This window comes from Shewanella sp. YLB-07 (genome assembly GCF_009377275.1).
Genome location: NZ_VOQB01000013.1, coordinates 60,839 through 79,828, shown reverse-complemented (window position 1 = coordinate 79,828; position 18,990 = coordinate 60,839). Strand labels below are relative to the sequence as shown.

18 protein-coding genes are annotated in these 18,990 nt (G+C 43.1%); 9 read left to right on the top strand and 9 right to left on the bottom strand.

Features of this window, described 5'->3' with window-relative positions:
* Positions 1-22 precede the first annotated feature (22 nt).
* From FS373_RS23765 to FS373_RS23750, 4 genes are all read right to left on the bottom strand, one after another.
* Positions 23-964, bottom strand: coding sequence for a LysR family transcriptional regulator (locus FS373_RS23765; protein WP_144048305.1), 942 nt, complete (start codon positions 962-964; stop codon positions 23-25).
* Positions 961-1,920: a LysR family transcriptional regulator gene (locus FS373_RS23760; protein ID WP_144048304.1), complete on the bottom strand. Its 960-nt coding sequence runs from the start codon at positions 1,918-1,920 to the stop codon at positions 961-963. The genes FS373_RS23765 and FS373_RS23760 overlap by 4 nt, the downstream gene beginning before the upstream one ends.
* Before the next feature lie 596 nt (positions 1,921-2,516).
* A complete protein-coding gene (locus FS373_RS23755) occupies positions 2,517-3,533 on the bottom strand; it encodes an outer membrane beta-barrel protein (protein WP_152830765.1) in 1,017 nt (338 codons plus the stop codon).
* Between the two features lie 391 nt (positions 3,534-3,924).
* Positions 3,925-4,758 (bottom strand): mechanosensitive ion channel family protein, encoded by an 834-nt coding sequence (locus FS373_RS23750; protein ID WP_152830764.1) that lies wholly within the window; start codon positions 4,756-4,758, stop codon positions 3,925-3,927.
* 237 nt (positions 4,759-4,995) lie between these two features.
* On the opposite strand from FS373_RS23750, the gene FS373_RS23745 reads away from it, so the two are divergent.
* Complete coding sequence (locus FS373_RS23745; RefSeq protein ID WP_144048301.1) at positions 4,996-5,460, top strand: hypothetical protein; 465 nt, start codon at positions 4,996-4,998, stop codon at positions 5,458-5,460.
* 137 nt (positions 5,461-5,597) lie between these two features.
* Here the strand turns inward: FS373_RS23745 and FS373_RS23740 are convergent, their stop codons facing one another.
* On the bottom strand, positions 5,598-5,810 hold the full coding sequence (locus FS373_RS23740) for a YdcH family protein (RefSeq protein WP_144048300.1): 213 nt from the start codon (positions 5,808-5,810) through the stop codon (positions 5,598-5,600).
* 327 nt (positions 5,811-6,137) lie between these two features.
* On the opposite strand from FS373_RS23740, the gene udp reads away from it, so the two are divergent.
* On the top strand, positions 6,138-6,896 hold the full coding sequence (udp, locus tag FS373_RS23735) for a uridine phosphorylase (RefSeq protein WP_144048299.1): 759 nt from the start codon (positions 6,138-6,140) through the stop codon (positions 6,894-6,896).
* A 77-nt stretch (positions 6,897-6,973) separates the two neighbouring features.
* Here the strand turns inward: udp and FS373_RS23730 are convergent, their stop codons facing one another.
* The 4 genes from FS373_RS23730 to FS373_RS23715 form a co-directional block, all read right to left on the bottom strand.
* A complete protein-coding gene (locus FS373_RS23730) occupies positions 6,974-7,726 on the bottom strand; it encodes an ion channel protein Tsx (RefSeq protein ID WP_152830763.1) in 753 nt (250 codons plus the stop codon).
* A 424-nt stretch (positions 7,727-8,150) separates the two neighbouring features.
* Positions 8,151-9,347, bottom strand: a complete 1,197-nt coding sequence (dpaL, locus tag FS373_RS23725) for a diaminopropionate ammonia-lyase (protein WP_152830762.1) — start codon at positions 9,345-9,347, stop codon at positions 8,151-8,153.
* Between the two features lie 60 nt (positions 9,348-9,407).
* Positions 9,408-9,791: a RidA family protein gene (locus tag FS373_RS23720; RefSeq protein WP_144048296.1), complete on the bottom strand. Its 384-nt coding sequence runs from the start codon at positions 9,789-9,791 to the stop codon at positions 9,408-9,410.
* A gap of 23 nt (positions 9,792-9,814) precedes the next feature.
* A complete protein-coding gene (locus tag FS373_RS23715; RefSeq protein ID WP_144048295.1) occupies positions 9,815-10,492 on the bottom strand; it encodes a helix-turn-helix transcriptional regulator in 678 nt (225 codons plus the stop codon).
* A 334-nt stretch (positions 10,493-10,826) separates the two neighbouring features.
* Between FS373_RS23715 and FS373_RS23710 the strand changes: the two genes are divergently transcribed.
* The 7 genes from FS373_RS23710 (at position 10,827) to FS373_RS23680 (ending at position 18,909) form a co-directional block, all read left to right on the top strand.
* On the top strand, positions 10,827-11,993 hold the full coding sequence (locus FS373_RS23710; protein WP_152830761.1) for a M24 family metallopeptidase: 1,167 nt from the start codon (positions 10,827-10,829) through the stop codon (positions 11,991-11,993).
* Positions 11,994-12,009: 16 nt separating this feature from the next.
* Complete coding sequence (locus tag FS373_RS23705; RefSeq protein ID WP_144048294.1) at positions 12,010-13,596, top strand: BCCT family transporter; 1,587 nt, start codon at positions 12,010-12,012, stop codon at positions 13,594-13,596.
* A 72-nt stretch (positions 13,597-13,668) separates the two neighbouring features.
* A complete protein-coding gene (locus FS373_RS23700) occupies positions 13,669-14,841 on the top strand; it encodes a M20 aminoacylase family protein (RefSeq protein WP_144049139.1) in 1,173 nt (390 codons plus the stop codon).
* Positions 14,842-15,078: 237 nt separating this feature from the next.
* Entirely contained in the window at positions 15,079-16,203 is a 1,125-nt protein-coding gene (locus FS373_RS23695) for a hypothetical protein (RefSeq protein WP_152830760.1), read from the top strand.
* A 300-nt stretch (positions 16,204-16,503) separates the two neighbouring features.
* Positions 16,504-16,974: an NfeD family protein gene (locus FS373_RS23690; RefSeq protein ID WP_144048293.1), complete on the top strand. Its 471-nt coding sequence runs from the start codon at positions 16,504-16,506 to the stop codon at positions 16,972-16,974.
* A 49-nt stretch (positions 16,975-17,023) separates the two neighbouring features.
* Entirely contained in the window at positions 17,024-17,971 is a 948-nt protein-coding gene (locus FS373_RS23685; RefSeq protein WP_144048292.1) for an SPFH domain-containing protein, read from the top strand.
* Complete coding sequence (locus FS373_RS23680; RefSeq protein ID WP_144048291.1) at positions 17,968-18,909, top strand: SPFH domain-containing protein; 942 nt, start codon at positions 17,968-17,970, stop codon at positions 18,907-18,909. The genes FS373_RS23685 and FS373_RS23680 overlap by 4 nt, the downstream gene beginning before the upstream one ends.
* The last annotated feature ends 81 nt before the right edge of the window (positions 18,910-18,990 follow it).

Below are 18,990 nucleotides of genomic sequence, written 5' to 3'. Positions count from 1 at the left end.
TGCACTTCTGGGATCTTGTGGGTCAGTCTCTGAGGCTGCTGCTCGATCTGAAAGAGTCGGTTATACTCAGGCAGTAATCTTTAAACCATTGGATGAGTGGGTCCTTATGGACTCTTGCGTGCCAATACAAAGCACTCTCAATTACTGGCATCTCTTCATGGTGAATGAAGGCCAGTTTATCTTGCCAATAGGTATTATGGATAATGGTATCGGAAAGAAAAGCGATATGTTTTCCCGCCAGTAATCCATTTCTGAGAACCAACATAGAGCTACTGGAGAAGCTGACTTTTCGAGTCAGGTTATGGGCCTGCACTAACTGATTAACCTGTGTCTCGGCTGCACTGGAGGATGAATACTCCGCTGTATCGAAACTGAAAATCTCCTCCAGACTAGGCTTGACCAACTGATTGATGGGATGATCCGGACTGGAAGCGATACAAAACTTATCTCTGGTGATATGACGACCGTATATGTTTGCCGGGGGCACGACTTTACCTCCGGCGCAGAGGTCAATTTCCCCTGACTCTAACATGGCAAACATATCTTTAGGTTGATGTAAGAACTCCAATTCGACATTAGGTGCCGTTTGCATCACCATCTTGAGTATCTGAGGGACAATTTCGGACGTCATGCTATCGATAAATGCGATTCGAATGACGCCATGTACTTCTTTAGGATCGAAGGTTTTTTGCAATATTAATCGACTGCTCATTTCCAGCCATTCCAGCAAGTTGGGTAATAAAGCCAGCGCCTTCTCCGTCGCCTTAATGCCTTGACCATGTTTAATAAACAAGGCTTCGTCGAATAAATGGCGTAGTTTCTTTAAATTTTGACTCATGGCTGGTTGAGATATATCGAGGCGTTCGGCACTCTTGGAAACGCTCTGCTCCTCGATCAACACTGTCAGGCTCAGCAGTAGGTTAAGATCGCAACGTTGAATTATTTTTAGATCCGAGTGGTTCATTTAATGACATCTTTATCGGTTAACTGTTCAATAAGAATCGATGAAATAAGCGTTCTAAACCATTTCTGCAATTTACTATTTCGATGATGTATGTTCCAGCACACTTTAAGCTCCAACTCGATAGGCTCCCCGAGCCAGATAAAATCTTCTGTATTACGCTCCTTTAGCACGCCAGTTGAGAAATGAGGTACCAAGGTTGCCGTTTTGGGTGCTGTCAAGGCCTGTATCATAGTGCCTAAAGAGCCCGATGATAGTGAGTAAGATGCATCCTCGGCGTTGATGGTCTTCAGCGCATTGATGACATGGATCTGATTATGTTCCTGATACAGGTATCTCAGAAGTTGAAATGGACTCTCATCGCTGACATTGTCACCTCGATGTAAGCTTTCACTATATTGAGCCGCATTCTTATCGAGTGTCACCATCTGCCAAGGGTAATGAGCAATGACTCTACTCTTTATTGGTTTAGGTACATTGTCATAAAAACCGACAATAAGATCTATGTGCCCACGTCTGAGCATCTTAAAACCTTGGGTCTTCTGGGTGACATATTCAAGCTCTATGCCTGGTGCATACTTGTCCAGATCTTTAATTAAACGTGTAATACACAGCTGAGCGATAACGTCATTCATCATGACTCTGATCCGCCCCTGCGCAGTGGCCGGATCGAATTCATCTCCCTCTAGTATGCTGATGACTCGATTGAGCAGAGGCTTGAGATCTTGCTCTATAGCCGTCGCCTTGTTGGTGAGTGTCATGCCGTTGTGGCTCTTCACCAACAGAGGATCTTCGAACATTAATCTTAGGCGTTTGAGCACCTGACTCATGGCTGATTGAGATAAGCCAAGCTCTTTCGCTGCTTTTGTTACATGTGCTTCTTTTAACAGCACAGATAAGGCGATCAATAGATTTAGGTCACATTCTTTAAGTAGATCGAAATTTCTTTTTAATGGCATCCAGCAGCTCTAAGGTATGATCTCATAACTGTTTGACTATAGATGAAAAAATGATTTCAGCATAGATATAAGACGTGAAAAAAGGCCATCCTTGGCCTTAGGGGTCACAAACTTGCATCTTAACCAAGTGTATTGATTAAGAGGGATAAATTCTTTCCTTTTAGCCTAAATCCTTTTAAAAGTTCCATCTTGTTTAACAGCCCAAATATCCTTACCTAGGCTCAGGCATTCCGCCTGATTAAACTGTGTTATCCGTATCTGGTACAAATTCATCGTTTATATTAATTTCACTTCAAACCAGTACGTCCTGGTTCTGGTGCATCCCGCATGAATGAAGTAACTCGTTCCATCTGCTTCTGACTTACACATCTTGTGTAACTAGCTTCCTGCCTAGCCGAAGTCTATCTATCCATGTTCAACAACCTATTATCCTTAATAGGTTGTCTTCTGGCCTCTAGCATTTCCTTTCCAGAGATAGTGAATCCTTTCTATAGTCAGATACTCAATCCTAGAGTGGTCGGGTCCATATGCTCTGACAAATTTGTGCGCTAACACACTAAAGGCCTATCCCTGGCCTCCAGAGTTACATCTCAAGTCTAAGATGCAATAACTTGGCTTTCACTGGTTAGAGTGATGATAACGCGACGTTCGAGAGCTCGCTCTTGAGTCGAGTTAGCATGAGCATCTTGCTCACCAGATGCCTGGTGATCTAGCTGCTGAACTTCAACGCCGTGAGACGTCAGGTAGTCTTCAACATGCTGTACACGTGCTTCAGAAAGCTTCTGGTTGTAGCTTGCATCGCCTTGATTATCAGCCTGGCCGATAAGCATGATGGCATCGCTGTCATTCTTCTTAGAGAGACGAACGACTTCGTCAAGTTTCGCCTGAGCTGTACTGCTTAGCTCTGAAGAATCAAAACCGAACAGTACGGCAATGCTGCTCTTTTCAACTTTCGTCTCGTAGACTGGCTCTGGACGTGGTGCAGGCTTAGTCTCTTTGATCACTGCTGGTAGTACGGCCGCAGTCTGAGTTGGAGTCACACCGAAACGGTAAGTCATTTGAATGCCTACAGTTTGTGCATCCATATTTGCCGTGTTCCATGCATTTTCATCGATACCTGCAAAGCGGCGGTATTTAGCTGATATAGCTAGAGAGTCTGTGATGTTGTAACCAACACCTGCACCGAAGTAAGCAGCGGTATCTGTATCACTGACATATTGGTCAGCAGTCATCTGATGGGCGATGTGGTATTGATAAGCACCGGCTTCACCAGTTAAGAACCACTTTTCGTTAAGTGGAAGTGTGCCAACTAAGCCCAGTGTAAAACCGTCGACTTCGATGTTTTGGCCATTGTCGGTACGCATATGATTATCATCAAGAGTACCAAGGTCTTGCCAGCCAGCTTCTACGGCGAAGTATTTGTTTAGCTGGTAACCTAGGATAGCGTTCCAGGCTAAGTCACTATCGTCACCTAGGTAATCGCCTGTTACATCAACACCCTCGAAGTTGCTCTGGCCTGCGCCGGCACCTATGTACCAAGTGTTGTCGACATCTGCTGCGTTTGCATATGAGAAAACGCTCATCAGTGCGATAGCTAGTAGTGATTTTTTCATCTTTGTGCTCCCTAATGGAAATTTCAAAATCATTATGTGTTTTGTTTCTATGGGACGCATTTTGGGGGAAACTGCGGATTTGATCGATAGAGTATCTCTTATAATGATTATTTGAATTTATTATATATAGGGTCAAACCCTTGTGGTGCTTAAGATTCACTTAAGCTTTTAAGTGATTTTATTTTGGTGATAGTTTTGTTTGAATAGAGGTATACATAACAAGTTTTTGTTCATCTTATTGAATTTTATGCGATTTAAGTTGGTTTAATCTTGTCTTGTATATTATTGATGAGATTTAACTCCTTATTAATAGTAAGCCTTAACTTAATATTAATAAGGAAAACGAATTAACGTGTGATCTGGCCTGTAGAGAAATAGGCTCTATATATGGCTATCTTTCGATGTGGACTTCTCTTACCGGGCATGGGATCTCGATGCCAGCGGTGTTGAGTGCCTTATAAATGGCTAAGTTGGTTTGGTACTTATCCTGATAATAGGTCTGTGTCGGCACCCAGTAACGTATGCCTATTTCGATACCTATACTGTTGAAGCCATTGATGCCCACATGAGCGCCCTTGTCCTGATATACATTAGGGCTTGCGGCTAAGATCTCTTCAGCCAGTGCCGTGACCTGCTCTGGATCGGATTTATAACTGATGTTGAACTGAGTTTCGACTAGCTTGTTGGCAAAGGAGTTATGCAGTATCTCGCCGACTATATGTTTATTGGGTATATTTATCTGCTCCCCCTCCTCATTGGTTAGCACTGTCATGCCCAAGAAGATATCTTTGACTATACCCGTGACCTCTTTCACTGTGATGGTATTACCCACCACAAAAGGCCGGGTCACTATGATAGTGATACCTGCCGCGTAGTTAGACAGCATGCCCTGTATTGCCAAACCTGCGCCGAGAGAAGCGGCACCTATCGCAGCAACCATAGGCGTGATACTGATCCCCAGTTTGCCTAAGGAGATGATGGCCACCATGATGATGATCAGTATGCGTACCAGATTACTGACGAAGCTGCTGAGGGTGAGATCTATGCCGTGTTTTTCAAACTGTCTGGTGACTAGGTTTGAGACTTTAGCTGCGAGCCAAAGACCTATCAAGAAGATGAAGAGTGCACCCACTAGGCGGAAACTGTATTGCACTAAAAATTCGGTGATCAGCGAATATACATTTTGTAGTTGCTGGATCTCCTGTTGTAGATGATCTTCCGTCATAACTTGTCCTTTAAAATAACTGCAGAGCTAGATGCTGAGGCTGGATGATCATGTTACCCATATCTGTTGATATTTGTAGTTATATTGTTAGTAATTTGCCGGCTTTCCAGTTGGCATCTTGTGCAACTTGAGATTCAACGTGAAGAAGATCATGAATTGGTGCGACGCTTGCGGTGATATCAGCTGGGGTAGGATACTCTGTTGCCTTATATGACTTAATTCAGGAGCTAATAAATCATGAGAGCACTTATTTTTGCCATCTGTACCCTGTTTGCTGGCTTTGCTCAGGCATCTTTCTATGCCGAAGGCGAGCTTATCTCCTCGTTCCAACTGCAAGATCAGTTTGAAAATGAAGTGGTAGTGTCTTCTGGTACTGAGGTGCTGTTGTTTAGCCGCAACATGAAAGGTGGCGATATCATCAAGGAAGCCCTCGAGCTGCTCAAGGACGGTAATGAACAAGGCCAGGATCATTTAGTGTATGTGGCGGATATCAGTGGCATGCCTTCATTGATTGCCAGGTTCGTGGCTATTCCTCAGATGAAAGATCTGCCTTTTTCCATGGGGCTGGATAGGGATGGAGATGTAACTAAGATGCTACCCGGTGAGAAAGATAAGGCGACATTGATCAGATTAGATAAGCTTAAAATAGTCGATGTGATAATTTTTGATTCTAGTGAAGCCTTGCTCAAAGCATTGAGATAACCTAAGCAGTATTTTTGTTGTGGCCGTTTTAGTGCTTATACCGATTGGTATTTTATGAGTGCGGGGTAAAAACGACGATAAATTGAATGGGCGCTTAGCGCCCATTTTTAGTGACGAGTCACGGCAAGCGTTCTACATTATCCGGCTTTTTTCAGGATCGAAAATATCTCTTCTTTCAGATGCAGTTTTCTTTTTTTCAATTCATGGATCTGACTATTTGAATCGCTGGCGCTGTGCTGCTCAAGCTCCTTAATCTGATGATCTAGCGCATTATGCTTGTTAAAAGCCTTTAGAAAGTGGGCGTCATCACTCTTAAGTTGAGTGATTAGTTCTCTGTATTCCGGAAACATAGTTTGTATCCCTCCTGCTGTTTTTTCTTCTGGTTTAAGTTTAAATTAGCTCAGTTTTTTACCGATGAATGTGATCTGCGTCAACTAGGCTAACATTAATTAATTTGAACTGGCTGGCCCTATGGGAGTGCCTATATTACTGAGTTTTATGGGCATCTATGCTAATTAGACTCGATAGACCAAAGAATTGTTTTCGTAACTGGATTACATCAAAATATTTACCTGTTGCCAGAAAAAGTGTGATCGAGTTAACCTTATCTGCTTCGATACTAGGTTAAAGTCGAAATTAGAAGAATTTTATAATCAAAATTGAAAGGGGTTTTCATAATGTCTGATGTATTTCATTTAGGCTTGACTAAAAAAATGTTAGATGGAGCAAGCTTGGCGATAGTGCCAGGGGATCCTGAGCGGGTAAAGCGCATCGCCGAATTGATGGAAGGGGCGACATTTCTAGCCAGCCATCGTGAATATACCAGTTACCTGGCATACATAGACGGCAAAGCTGTGGTTATCTGCTCTACGGGTATCGGTGGTCCATCGACGTCTATTGCCGTTGAAGAGTTGGCTCAACTGGGGGTGACGACCTTCTTACGCGTCGGCACTACGGGTGCAATTCAACCTCAAGTTAATGTTGGTGATGTGATTGTGACACAAGCATCGGTACGTTTGGATGGTGCAAGCTTGCACTTCGCTCCTATGGAGTACCCTGCCGTAGCTAACTTTGAGTGTACTACCGCTATGGTAGCTGCATGTCGCGAAGCTGGTCTTGAGCCACATATCGGTATTACCGCATCCTCAGATACCTTCTACCCAGGTCAAGAGCGTTACGATACAGTTTCAGGCCGAGTGACACGTCAATTCAAAGGCTCGATGCAAGAGTGGCAGGACTTGGGCGTGTTGAACTATGAAATGGAATCATCGACGCTATTTACCATGTGTGCTTCTCAAGGTTGGCGTGCGGCCTGTGTTGCGGGTGTTATCGTGAATCGTACTCAGCAGGAGATCCCTGATGAAGCTATGATGAAAAAAACTGAGGTGAGCGCCATCTCGATCGTTGTTGCCGCGGCGAAGAAGTTACTGGCTTAATAGCATGAGTTAGAGCTAGTTAGCCAGTAATACAGATATAAAGAAGGCGCCTCAGGCGCCTTCTTCGTTATTATGGATTAGAAATGGTATTTGGCGATCACCGAGTAGGTGTTCTGATCTATGCCGTCAACACCATATTTGTTCTGCCAGTAGTCATATTCGATACCCACAAATAGTTTATTTTTCTTATGCTCGCCGAAGATAACGGCACCGAGATCGTATTTTAACTGAGGATTGAAGTGGAAGTTCTCTTCATAACCTTGGTTGTCTGTTGCGAATACCCAATCGATATATCCATCGAAAACGATAGTGGAATTACCCACGGGAAAATCCATTCTAAATGCGGGGGTTACTTGCCAGCCGTCGCTGATGTTGCCACTGCTGATGGCATGGCGACGATAGGTGTTAAGGGTAAAGTAGGTGAAGTAAGGGATTTTTATATCCATGCCCAGACCGTATAAGAAGCTCTTTACCGGTCCTTCACCCTCTTCGAAAGTCATGGCCAATGATAGATCTGTTATCGGGCCGAAGCCAATCTCTTGGCCTAAGATTTTCCCCGCGCTTAAGCGTGTGGAAATCTCACCATAGGTGGTACTGGTTTTGTCGACATTTGAGCCATTGAAGTGAGTCACATCCTGAAATGCGAACCAATCACCATATTTCCAGCCGCCGGTAGTCTCGAAAGTAAAGGTGGTGAGTTTATCGGAAGGAGCAAGGTCGTACTCCTCACCATATAGAGCGGTCACACTTGCATCCCACCAGTGTATTAAGTCTCCGGCTACCGCTTGTGGTGCCGCTAGCATTGCTAAATAAAGCCATGTCTTGTTCATCTCAAACCCTCTTTATACGCCTATATGGCATATTTTTACTTGTTATATTAAGTGCTTATTGTTTTTGCAGGGAGTTAAATTCACTCTTTCCTGCTCGTAAGTTTCTACTCGAAGCATCTAAGGTAAAGTATCGTCAGCACTAACTAGGTGCTTAGCGGGGCTGAAATTTTTTGTTTCAGCCAGAGCCAGAGTATTAACAAAAATAACAATAATAAAAAATCAATGATGAGACCATATTTTTTGATTTCACTGAGTAAAACGAGATAATTATTGATAGTTTGTCATCAGACTTGATTAAAGATTGGTTATTAGATTGGTTGTTGTACGCAGAGTAAGGGGCCAAGGTATAAGATGTATCTCGACAGAGTGCTGTTATGTCGAGATATAGCTATCCCTCCAGGGTTATGAGCCTGAAGGGATATTTTTATGCTGGACCGTCAACGGCCAACATGCCTTCCCAGACTATTTTACGGTAACGTTCGGGGTTGGTATTTCCTTCGGTGCTAAAAATCATCACCACAGAATCCTGATTAAGATCAACAGATGTAGCAATAGAGTGAATTTCTGCGGCTTGTGTGGCTAATAAATACAGCAGTCCCATATTAATAGCCCCAGACTCACCACTTATTATTGCTGTGTCATCTTTAAGAGGGTTACCTAAGATACGCATACCAGTTGCGGAGACATTATCTGAAACGGAAGCAAAAAGGTCGCTGCAATCGCGTAGTATCGGCCAGGTCACCGGGTTAGGTTCACCACAGGCCAGTCCTCCCATGATCGAGTTTAAATCACCGCTAACACAAGTGATATCACCGTTTTTACTGGTGCCAGAGCGATAGATACAGTCTGCGGCGGCTGGTTCAGAAATAATAGTCTTAAAGTTATCGGGCCCCAATTTATCGCACAAGTAACCTAATACTCCACCGGCCATAGCACCCACACCTGCCTGAAGCATAACGTGAGTCGGCACTCCCTGAGGCATAGCAGCTGCTTGTTCCAGCGCCTCATCTGCCATGGTCATGTAACCTTGAGATATCCAGGTTGGAATTTGTTCATAGCCATCCCAGGCGGTATCTTGAATTAACATCCAGCCATTTTCATCTGCTGTGCGGCTTGCGAAACGGACGGTATCATCATAATTGACATCGGTAACAATACACTCGGCTCCCAACGCCTTGATGCGATCAACATTGGCTTGTGCTGCACCTTTTGGCATATAAACTACGGCTTTTTGGCCCATTTCTCGTGCAGCCCAAGCGACGCCCGTTCCATGGTTACCCGCAGTTGCAGTAGTAAATACCATAGGTTTATCTAGCTTAGATGACACCGTTTTTAAATCGATAGCTGAAATGTCCACACTCAGATGATTGGCCAATACACGGCCAAGGGCATAAGAGCCACCCAGTACTTTAAAAGCATTGAGCCCAAATCGATGGGATTCATCTTTAACTAAAATAGCTTTTACGCCCAGTTGTTTAGCTAGCTGGGGTAACGAGATTAAAGGGGTCGGTGCATAGCCTGCAATTTTACTGTGAAATTGTCGGGCTTGCTGGGCAATATCTTTATTAAAAAGAGGGCTGGTTTTACCGTTGTAGAAACGGTTTTCAGAGATGTTAATCATAATTATCACTTCTAAAAAATAAGAATAGAGGCCATTTATCATGGCCTTGTACGCCGTTTATTACTTGATAAAAGCGATGGCTTCAACTTCTACCAGTGCATCTTTAGGTAAACGGGCGGCTTCAACACAAGAGCGTGCTGGTGCAGCTTCGGTGCCAAAAACTTCGGTGTAAACTTCGTTAAATTCCGCAAAGTTTTCCATATCAGATAGAAAACATGTTGTTTTTAAAACCGAGCATAATGATGCCCCGCTCTCTTCCAGTACGGCTTTTAAGTTTGCCAAAGACTGGCTTGCTTGCTCTTTGATACCGCCTTCAACAAAGGCCATTGTTTTGGGATCGAGGGGCAGCTGTCCAGATGTAAATACCAGCTCTTTGAATGCTGAACCTTGTGAGTAAGGGCCAATTGCAGCAGGGGCTAGTTCAGTGTGGATTGTTTTTTTCATGGTGTATCTCTTATTTTCAATGGTTATGATTTGAACTCGCGAATGTATTTATATATAGCGTGGCGAGTTATCCCTAAACGATTGGCTACCATAGCCGTCGCATCTTTTAATTCAAACAGGCCATTCTCAAGCAGTACCTTGGTAATTTGCTTGTTCTTGCTTTTAAGGTTCACTGACTGATCATTTTCAATTTTTTGTATCGCATGTTTCAGGGCTTGCTCAATTACATCCGTTGCATTTGAACTAAAGTTTTCACTGACTATCCCAGTCCTAGTCGCTACATCCGGCATTAATGTTTTAATAATTTCAGGAAAAGGATGTGACAAGTTCATATTGATACAGAATAATCCAACCGGCTTATTATTCTTTCCTGCTAATACACAGGTTGTTGATTTTAATTGATCGCCATCTTTGCTGTTGGTGAAATAGCATTTAGGAGTGACTTCTCCGCTTTGTTCAAATTCACGCAGCATTTTCAAACCCACATCTGTGATGGGGGAGCCCACTTTACGCCCTGTATGGTGGCCGTTAACTATTTTTACCACTGATTTTTCTAAACTCTCAAAAGAGTGAATGACCACTTCGCAATGAGGGCCTATGAAATCAGCAATTGTTTCGGCTAATCTAAAATAGGAGTTTAAAAACTCTCTGTCTTCATTGGTATATTCGGCGATAAAAGATCTATATATGACCGGGCTCATTCTAGGTCACTATCGTGAACAGAATATAATGTTACTTTGATAATCAAGCTTATCACTCCTCGATATTAAATTAACTTTATGTAACTAATGTACTGTTATTTTAATCTACACTCCAGTCTTGAATGTAACCGCAAGGTAACGTCAAATGTTAAGCTTGTGATAAATAAGATTAATGGGTTTTATTCTGTTTTCTTTTCAGTTGAATAAAGTTAACTGAAATGTTGCGGTTACAAAAGTTAACTTTAAATATATTTGTGTTCAGTGTAATTGTGTAAATAAGGTTAACAATAGTCTTGTTGACTCATAGCTAATAACAATAATAAAGAGGTTTAACATGGCTAATTATTTACAGCGTGGTTTTGAACTATCCGAATTTGAAAATAGAGCCAAACGGGCTCAAAGAATCATGCATGAGAATAAGTTAGATGCGATGATTTTTACAACTGAGCCAAATGTCCGTTACTTTACTGGGTTCCATACTCAGTTTTGGCACAGTCCGACTCGACCATGGTTTGTCATTGTGCCGTTAGAGGGTAAGCCTATCGCGGTCATTCCAGAAATAGGTGCCAGTGGTATGAGATCTACCTGGATTGAGAGCATCATTACCTGGCCTTCTCCACAACCCCAAGATGATGGGGTTAGTTTGCTTGCCGATACCCTGACTTCACTGCCAAGCCGTTATGGTCGTGTTGGGGCCACATTAGGCATAGAGTCACACCTTCGCATGCCAGTGAATAACTATCTTGAGCTCCAGTCTTTAGTGAAAAAAGAATTTGTGGATGTGTCGCTACTTGTACATGAACTGCGCCAAATTAAGTCTCAGGCTGAAATTGCTAAAACCCGTGAAATTTGCCGTATCACTAATCTTGGCTTCGACAAGATCCCTCGCTATGCCCGTGTTGGTATGAATGAGCGTGAGATCTGTAAACAGTTTCGCATTGATATGCTTCACGAAGGTGCCGATGAGTGCCCCTATATTATTGCGGGTTCTGGTCCTGATGGCTATGACAGCATCATCATGGGCCCGACAGATCGGGTTATCGAGGAGGGTGATGTTTTGATCATAGATACCGGAGCCGTGCGTGATGGCTACTTCTCTGATTTCGACAGAAATTGGGCGTTTGGTTATGCGAGCGAACAAACCAAGGCGGCATATCGTGCGACTTATGAAGCCACAAGCAAAGGCTTTGAAGCTGCTCGTCCGGGGGCTACAACAACGGACATCTATCTGGCGATGTGGGGGGTGTTAGAGGCTAATGGTGCCTTAGGTAATGATGTTGGCCGACTAGGGCATGGCCTGGGAATGGAGTTAACCGAACGTCCATCTAATACCGCTTCCGATAATACCGTTCTGAAACCCGGCATGGTGATGACGTTGGAACCGGGCATGGTTTATGCGCAAGGTAAATCTATGGTTCATGAAGAAAACATAGTGATTACAGAAGACGGTGCCGAATGGCTAAGTCAGCGTGCTGAACCAGAACTTGTCATCATTAAATAAATTACGGGAGAGCTTTATGATTACCAATAAAGAAAGTATGACTCAAGGACGAATGTTATTTATAAGTACGATGAGCTTTATCGGCTTAATTGTAATGTCTGGAATTATATTTCCGGATCAATTATATACCGTAGGTATTGGTACCATGAACTATTTGACGGATACGTTTGGTTGGATATACATGGCCGGCTCCTTCACATACGTCATGGTGATGTTTTATTTTGCATTTAGTAAATACGGCAGCATTAAGTTTGGACCGGATGATGCGCAACCTGAATTCAGTACCTTCTCATGGATAGGCATGTTGTTTTCTGCCGGAATGGGGACTGTGATGTTGTATTGGGGGGTCGCAGAGCCTGTGTATCACTATATGAACCCATTATCGACTACAGGTATTACTCCCCAGACAGCAGCCGCCGCTGAGTTTGCAATGAAACAAAGTTTTATTCACCAAGGTATCCAGGCGTGGGCTGCATTTTCCGTAGTCGGTTTAGTACTCGGCTATTTAATGTACCGTAAAAATGAAAATGGCCTTATCAGTAATATATTAATTCCATGGGGCAGAGATAAAGCCAATGGCACTTTAGGCAAGATCATCAATATTGTTTGTGTGTTTGGTGCCATCGCCGGAATATCCACTTCCCTAGGTCAGAGTGGGCTTTCTTTAAGTGTGAGTTTTTCTTACCTATTTGGCACGCCTGATTCGGCTTGGCTCACATTCATCTTGGTCGGGGTAATTGTCGTTATTACCATAGCTTGTACGACAACTGGACTGGAAAAGGGGATAAAAATACTATCCGATTGCAATGCTTATTTATTGATTGGATTAATTATTTTGGTTGCAGTTGTTGGTCCAACAACCACTATGATTAATGTTTATTTTGACACAATAGGTAACTACTTAAATGATTTCTTCCAAGATAGTTTGATGTTACCTACATTCGCCGCCGAAGAGGAAGCATCGTGGATCAGAGGTTGGCCAATTTACTATTATGCATGGGCTATTGCATGGGCCCCCTTTGTAGGACCATTTATTGCTCGGGTTTCGAAAGGACGAACTGTGAGGGAGTTTATCTTAGGTTCAATGCTTATCCCTTGTATTGGAATTTTTATCTGGGTGGCTTTCTTTGGCACCATAGGAATTCAATCAGAACCTGAAGTGCTTGCGGCCGCTGCAGCCTCCTCAAAAGCGGCAACATTTATTGTGCTGGAAGGATTCCCTATGGGAACCGTCATCTCTATTGGTGTTGTCATTGCTTTGTTTACTTGTTTCATCACCTCACTGAATAGCTCCACATATACGCTGAGTAGCATGTGTGAAGATGGCACTGATAATCCAAGTAATAAAATGAAAATCATCTGGGTTATTGCACAAGCTGCTATGGCACTGACTTTAATGATGGGAAGTAAAACGGGCATAGATCTATTACAAAGTATCAGTTTGATCTTCGCGCTGCCCCTGATGTTCGTGTTGTTTTTATGCATAGTTAGCACTTTCAAGATGTTCAGAGCTGAGTTTTCTGAAGACCAGATTGAAGTAGAGCCTAGTCAGCAATCCAGCCCTGTAGTTGATGCGGCAGCTCAAGCTGAAAAAGCCAGTTAAGCCTAAGTAGAATAATATGCCCTCTTGTTGAATTGACATGGGGGAAATAAATACATAAAGCAGAGATTTTTGATGACTATACAAGAGCAAGTTGTAAACTGGCGTCGCCATATCCATAAGCACCCCGAGTTTGGTTTTGAAGAGGTGTTAACGTCAGCTATGGTGGCTAATAAACTGGAAGAATTTGGTATCGAAGTGCATCGTAATATAGGTAAAACCGGTCTCGTTGGCATTTTGAAATGTGGTGACAGTGAACGCTCTATTGGACTACGTGCCGATATGGATGCCCTTCGTATTGAAGAAGTAAACTGTTTTGAGCATGCGTCACAGCATACTGGATTGATGCATGCATGTGGCCATGATGGCCACACTGCGATGTTACTCGGGGCCGCACACGAGCTAGCTGCAACACGTAATTTTGATGGCACTGTGTACTTCATTTTTCAACCGGCAGAAGAGCATGGTGTCGGTGCTAAAGCCATGATAGCCGATGGCTTGTTTACCAAATGGAAGATTGATGAGGTATATGCGATGCATAACCTCCCAGGAGTCCCGGAAGGCGATTTCATCACTCGTCCCGGCTCCTTGATGGCAAGCGAGAGTAGTTTTGAAATTAATGTCATAGGGACTGGTGGTCATGCTGCTTTACCCCATATGGGAACAGACCCCATAGTGGTCGGGGCGAGTATAGTTACCGCTTTACAGACTATTGTCTCCCGTAACTTGAGTGCGGTAAATGAAACAGCGGTAATTTCGGTAACTGAATTCACCACCAATGGCACGGTAAATGTGATCCCAACACAAGTGACGATTAAGGGAGATACTCGCAGCTTTACCGATGAGGCTTTAGCAAAGATTGACGCCACGATTGAGCGTATTGTTTCAGGTCAGTGTATATCGGCAAATGTGACTTATGAGTATCATTTTAATAATAGCTTCTTATCGACAATTAATAGCAAAGAGCAAACCACCTACGCTGTTAATGCTGCCCAGAAAGTTGTTGGTGTCGAAAACGTGAATGCTAATTGCGAACCTTTAACCATAAGTGAAGATTTCTCCTTTATGCTTCGCGAAGTCAAAGGTTGTTATATATTACTCGGCAATGGTCAAGGTGAGTGTGGCGGTACCGCATTACATAACCCTGGCTACGACTTTAATGATAATATATTAATGAAGGGTGTTAATTACTGGCAGGAATTGGTAAGTAGTAGACTTAATGAAAATAATTTTGGCTTAGATAATTAATATTGGCTAAGCGTAACGACTAGTCTCACCGTTAACCAATTTTCCCTATGTACTAGGAAAGTTATTGATACCTTGTAGGTACTATACTATTAATAAATAACTTGTTAGATATATTTAATCGTTAGATTTTGTTGCTTCAAATTAAATTAAATTAAATTAAATTAAATTGATTTTTAACTTGGATTTATAAAATCTGGGGGTTGACTTGTGTCAAATAAAAATAATAAGGTGATAATAATGAAAGAAAATAAGTTTGTGTTATCTATTTTGGCTAGTGTGGTCTCCTTGTCCTTGATGAGTATTTCAGCGCAAGCTGAAGACGGGATAAGTATTGGTGGGACAGTGCGTGTTAATTATGAATATAAAGATTACGACGAAAGCTCAAAGGATAAAGCTGGCGATCTCACATTCGATATGGCAGCCATTAAATTTGATGGTAAGAAGGGGGATTGGGGATTAGCAGCTGAATACCGTTTCGCATCCAGTACAGATTACATTAGATATGGCTATGGTTACTATGAGTTGAATGCTGATTGGCAGTTGCAATTTGGAATAAATAAAGTGCCATTCGGTAATCCTGAATTTATTTCTAATAGTTTCTGGTTCGGTTTACCTTATTACCTTGGTTTTGAAGATGATCATGATGTAGGTATAAAAGCCGTTTATGAACATAATGGCTGGCATACGGATATGGCTTTCTATAAAAATGCCGAATATGGTGCAAGTGAAAACAAGCGTTACGCAACGGATCTCTATAGTGGAACGATTAATGGTACTGAGTATAACAATGAAGAAACTAATCAGTTGAATCTGCGTCAGACCTACACCTTTGTATATGATGGCATTTCGACTACTTTAGGCGGCTCATTTGAAGTGGGGCAAATCTACAACAGTAAAACGGGTAATAACGGTGATAGGTATGCGGTCGCAACTCATATGAATGCTAGTGTCAATGGCTGGAATTTGCAGCTACAAGCCATGCAGTATGAATTCGATGCGGCTGATAGCTTAGATGAGAATAAAATCGGTGTGTCGGTACTCAGTTGGCAATATGAAGTTGCCTCTAAGGGACAAATTTACAGTGTGAATTTTGCCAAAACAATCAAAACTGATTGGGGTAGTCTGAAATTCTACAATGATTTTGGCTTGATGACTCCTGATGTACTTGATACGAGTTATGATAACAGCATGCAAAATGTCACTGGGCTAGCTATCGCTTCAGGCGCGACTTATACCATGGTAGATTTCATCATGGGTAAGAATATGACCTTTTCTACAGCGAATAACGATCATGTTGGCTTACCTGAAGTGGGTGATGATTGGGACAAGCGTATTAACATCAATTTTGGATATTATTTCTAAGTTTCATCACAAGGCAGAGGATAGTTGCACGTCCTATGCAGCGTTAACATTTCCCTTGTTGTAATCTTGTCCCGAACTCAATGACTATCCTAGCTAGATCAAATCGTGTTCGTATCAAGTTCTTGATTCGGTCCGTATTCCTGTTATAGACGCTAATTCAGCTAATGCTTTAATTCATATAATCAATTTATTAACTTGTTGTAGTGCAGAGTATATACTTTTCGCGACATATTATGTCGCGAAAAGTGCTAACTGCTGATATAGTGGTTTTTTACCGAAACCATGATTTCAGGGGGAAATATGGAGTTTTCTAATCCCATCATCATCTGGGCCTGTCTGGGTGTTTTTTTGATGCTGGCAGAGATAATTATCCCGGGTGGTATTGTCATCTTACTTGGCGGCGCATGTTTAGTGGTTGCCGGAGCGCTCGCTGTCGGGTTCGTCGATGGAATCGTGCAGGCGTTGACCCTGTGGTTCATTGCATCTATCGTCCTATTGCTGAGCTTTAGACAAGTGACTCAGAAATTAGTCGGTGGAGATGTTCATGTGGCCAGCACCGACGAGGAGCTGGAGCTCTATAACCAAATAGCTTTAGTTAAAGAAGCCATAGGACCGGCGCAGAAACAGGGTCGTATCGAGTTTCAAGGAACTGAATGGTCAGCCCTAGGTGATGGCAGCGAAATAGCAGCCGGAACTCGAGTGCGTATCATCTGCAGGGAGAATATAGCCTTTGTTGTCGAGCCCTACCAAGGGACTGAATACACCAAATAAGCCGAGATCTAATTAACAACAGATTAATCAATAAGTAAGGATGGAATCTATGTTTGTGTTTACCCTATTTGTGCTGTTTATCTTTTTTCTTCTCTATAAGTTAATGTTGATCGTCCCCATGCGCGAAGTGAATGTTATCGAGCGTTTAGGAAAGTTTCGTGCCGTACTACAACCAGGGTTTCATTTTTTGATCCCCTTTTTCGACAGGGTCGCATATAAGCATGAGATCCGTGAGCAGGTCTTAGATGTGCCACCCCAGAGTTGTATCTCGAAAGACAACACTCAGCTCGAGGTCGATGGTTTAGTCTATCTCAAGGTGATGGATGGCAAGCTTGCCAGTTACGGCATCGAAAATTATCGCCTCGCAGCGGTTAATCTAGCCCAGACAACTATGCGTTCTGAGATAGGTAAATTGAACTTGAGTCAGACATTTTCTGAGCGAGATAGCCTCAACGAGTCCATCGTTCGTGAGATAGATAAGGCCTCCGCTTCATGGGGTATCAAGGTGCTTAGGTATGAGATAAAGAACATCACTCCCTCGAGACACGTTATTCATACGTTAGAGAAGCAGATGGAGGCAGAGCGAAGTAAGCGCGCCGAGATCACTTTTGCCAATGCCGAAAAAGCGGCGATGATCAACCTATCTGAAGGTGAGAGACAAGAAGCAATCAATGTTTCCGAGGGGCAGAAGCAGAAGCGTATTAATGAGGCTAAAGGCACGGCTCAGGAGATCAGCATAGTCGCCAAGGCGAAAGCGGAAGGCATGAGAATGTTGTCGGCTGCATTGGCCGTGAATGGCGGTAATGATGCGATGAATATGCAGTTAAAAGAACAGTTTATTGTCCAGTTAGGTAAGATTTTGGAGGAGGCCGATGTCTCCGTTGTGCCAGCTGAGATGGCTAAGTTGGAAGGTTTTTTTGAGGGAATGGAACAGGTGACACATGCCGTAAGCTCCTCTTCGACAAAGACTAATACAGTGAAAGGAGCTCGCTCATGATTGCAGGAATAGATACAGATTTTATCGTGTTGGGTATTTGGGGACTTATCTTCGCCGTCTTCATCATCAAATTATTTCAATCTATTCGCTTAGTGCCAACGAAATCGGCTTATATCGTCGAGCGCTTAGGTAAGTACCACGCTACCTTAGACGCAGGCTTTCATGCCTTGATTCCCTTCGTCGATAAGGTGACTTACATTCATGATCTAAAAGAGGAAACTATAGATGTGCCACCTCAGGAGTGTTTCTCAAGCGATGAAGTAAATGTTGAGGTAGATGGGGTGATCTATATTTCGGTGATAGATCCGGTTAAGGCTAGCTACGGAGTCACAGATTACCGTTACGCCGCCATTCAGTTAGCCCAGACGACGACGCGTTCTGTTATAGGTACTTTAGCCTTAGATCGCACCTTCGAAGAGCGTGATGTGATTAGCGCTAAAGTGGTCGAAGTGTTAGATCAGGCGGGAGCCACATGGGGCATTAGAGTCCATCGTTATGAGATCAAGAATATTACCCCACCCGATACGGTAAAAAAAGCCATGGAGATGCAGGTGAATGCCGAGCGTGAACGCCGTGCCTTATTAGCCAAGAGTGAGGGTGACAAGCAGAGTAAGATCAATCGCTCTGAGGGTATCAAGGCTGAGATGATTAACCTTTCTGAAGGTGAGATGCAACGTCGCATCAATGAAGCTGAAGGTAAAGCTGAGGAGATCTTAGCTATTTCTCACGCCACCGCCGAGTCTATCGAGCGTATAGCCGAAGTGATCTCTGCCCCAGGGGGACAGAATGTGGTGCGAATGCAGCTAGGGGCTCAATATCTTAAGCAACTCGATGGTTTGAGTAATAACGCCAGTAAAATCGTGTTACCAGGCAATATGATGGACTTCGATCATTGGATGGACGGCATCGGCCTCAAGGAAGAGAATTCCAAAGTCTAGTTAGCTATATAGCGAATGCTATTAATAGCTTGAACTCATATTAAAAAGGCGTGCTCGACTCGAGCACGCCTTTTTTGTACT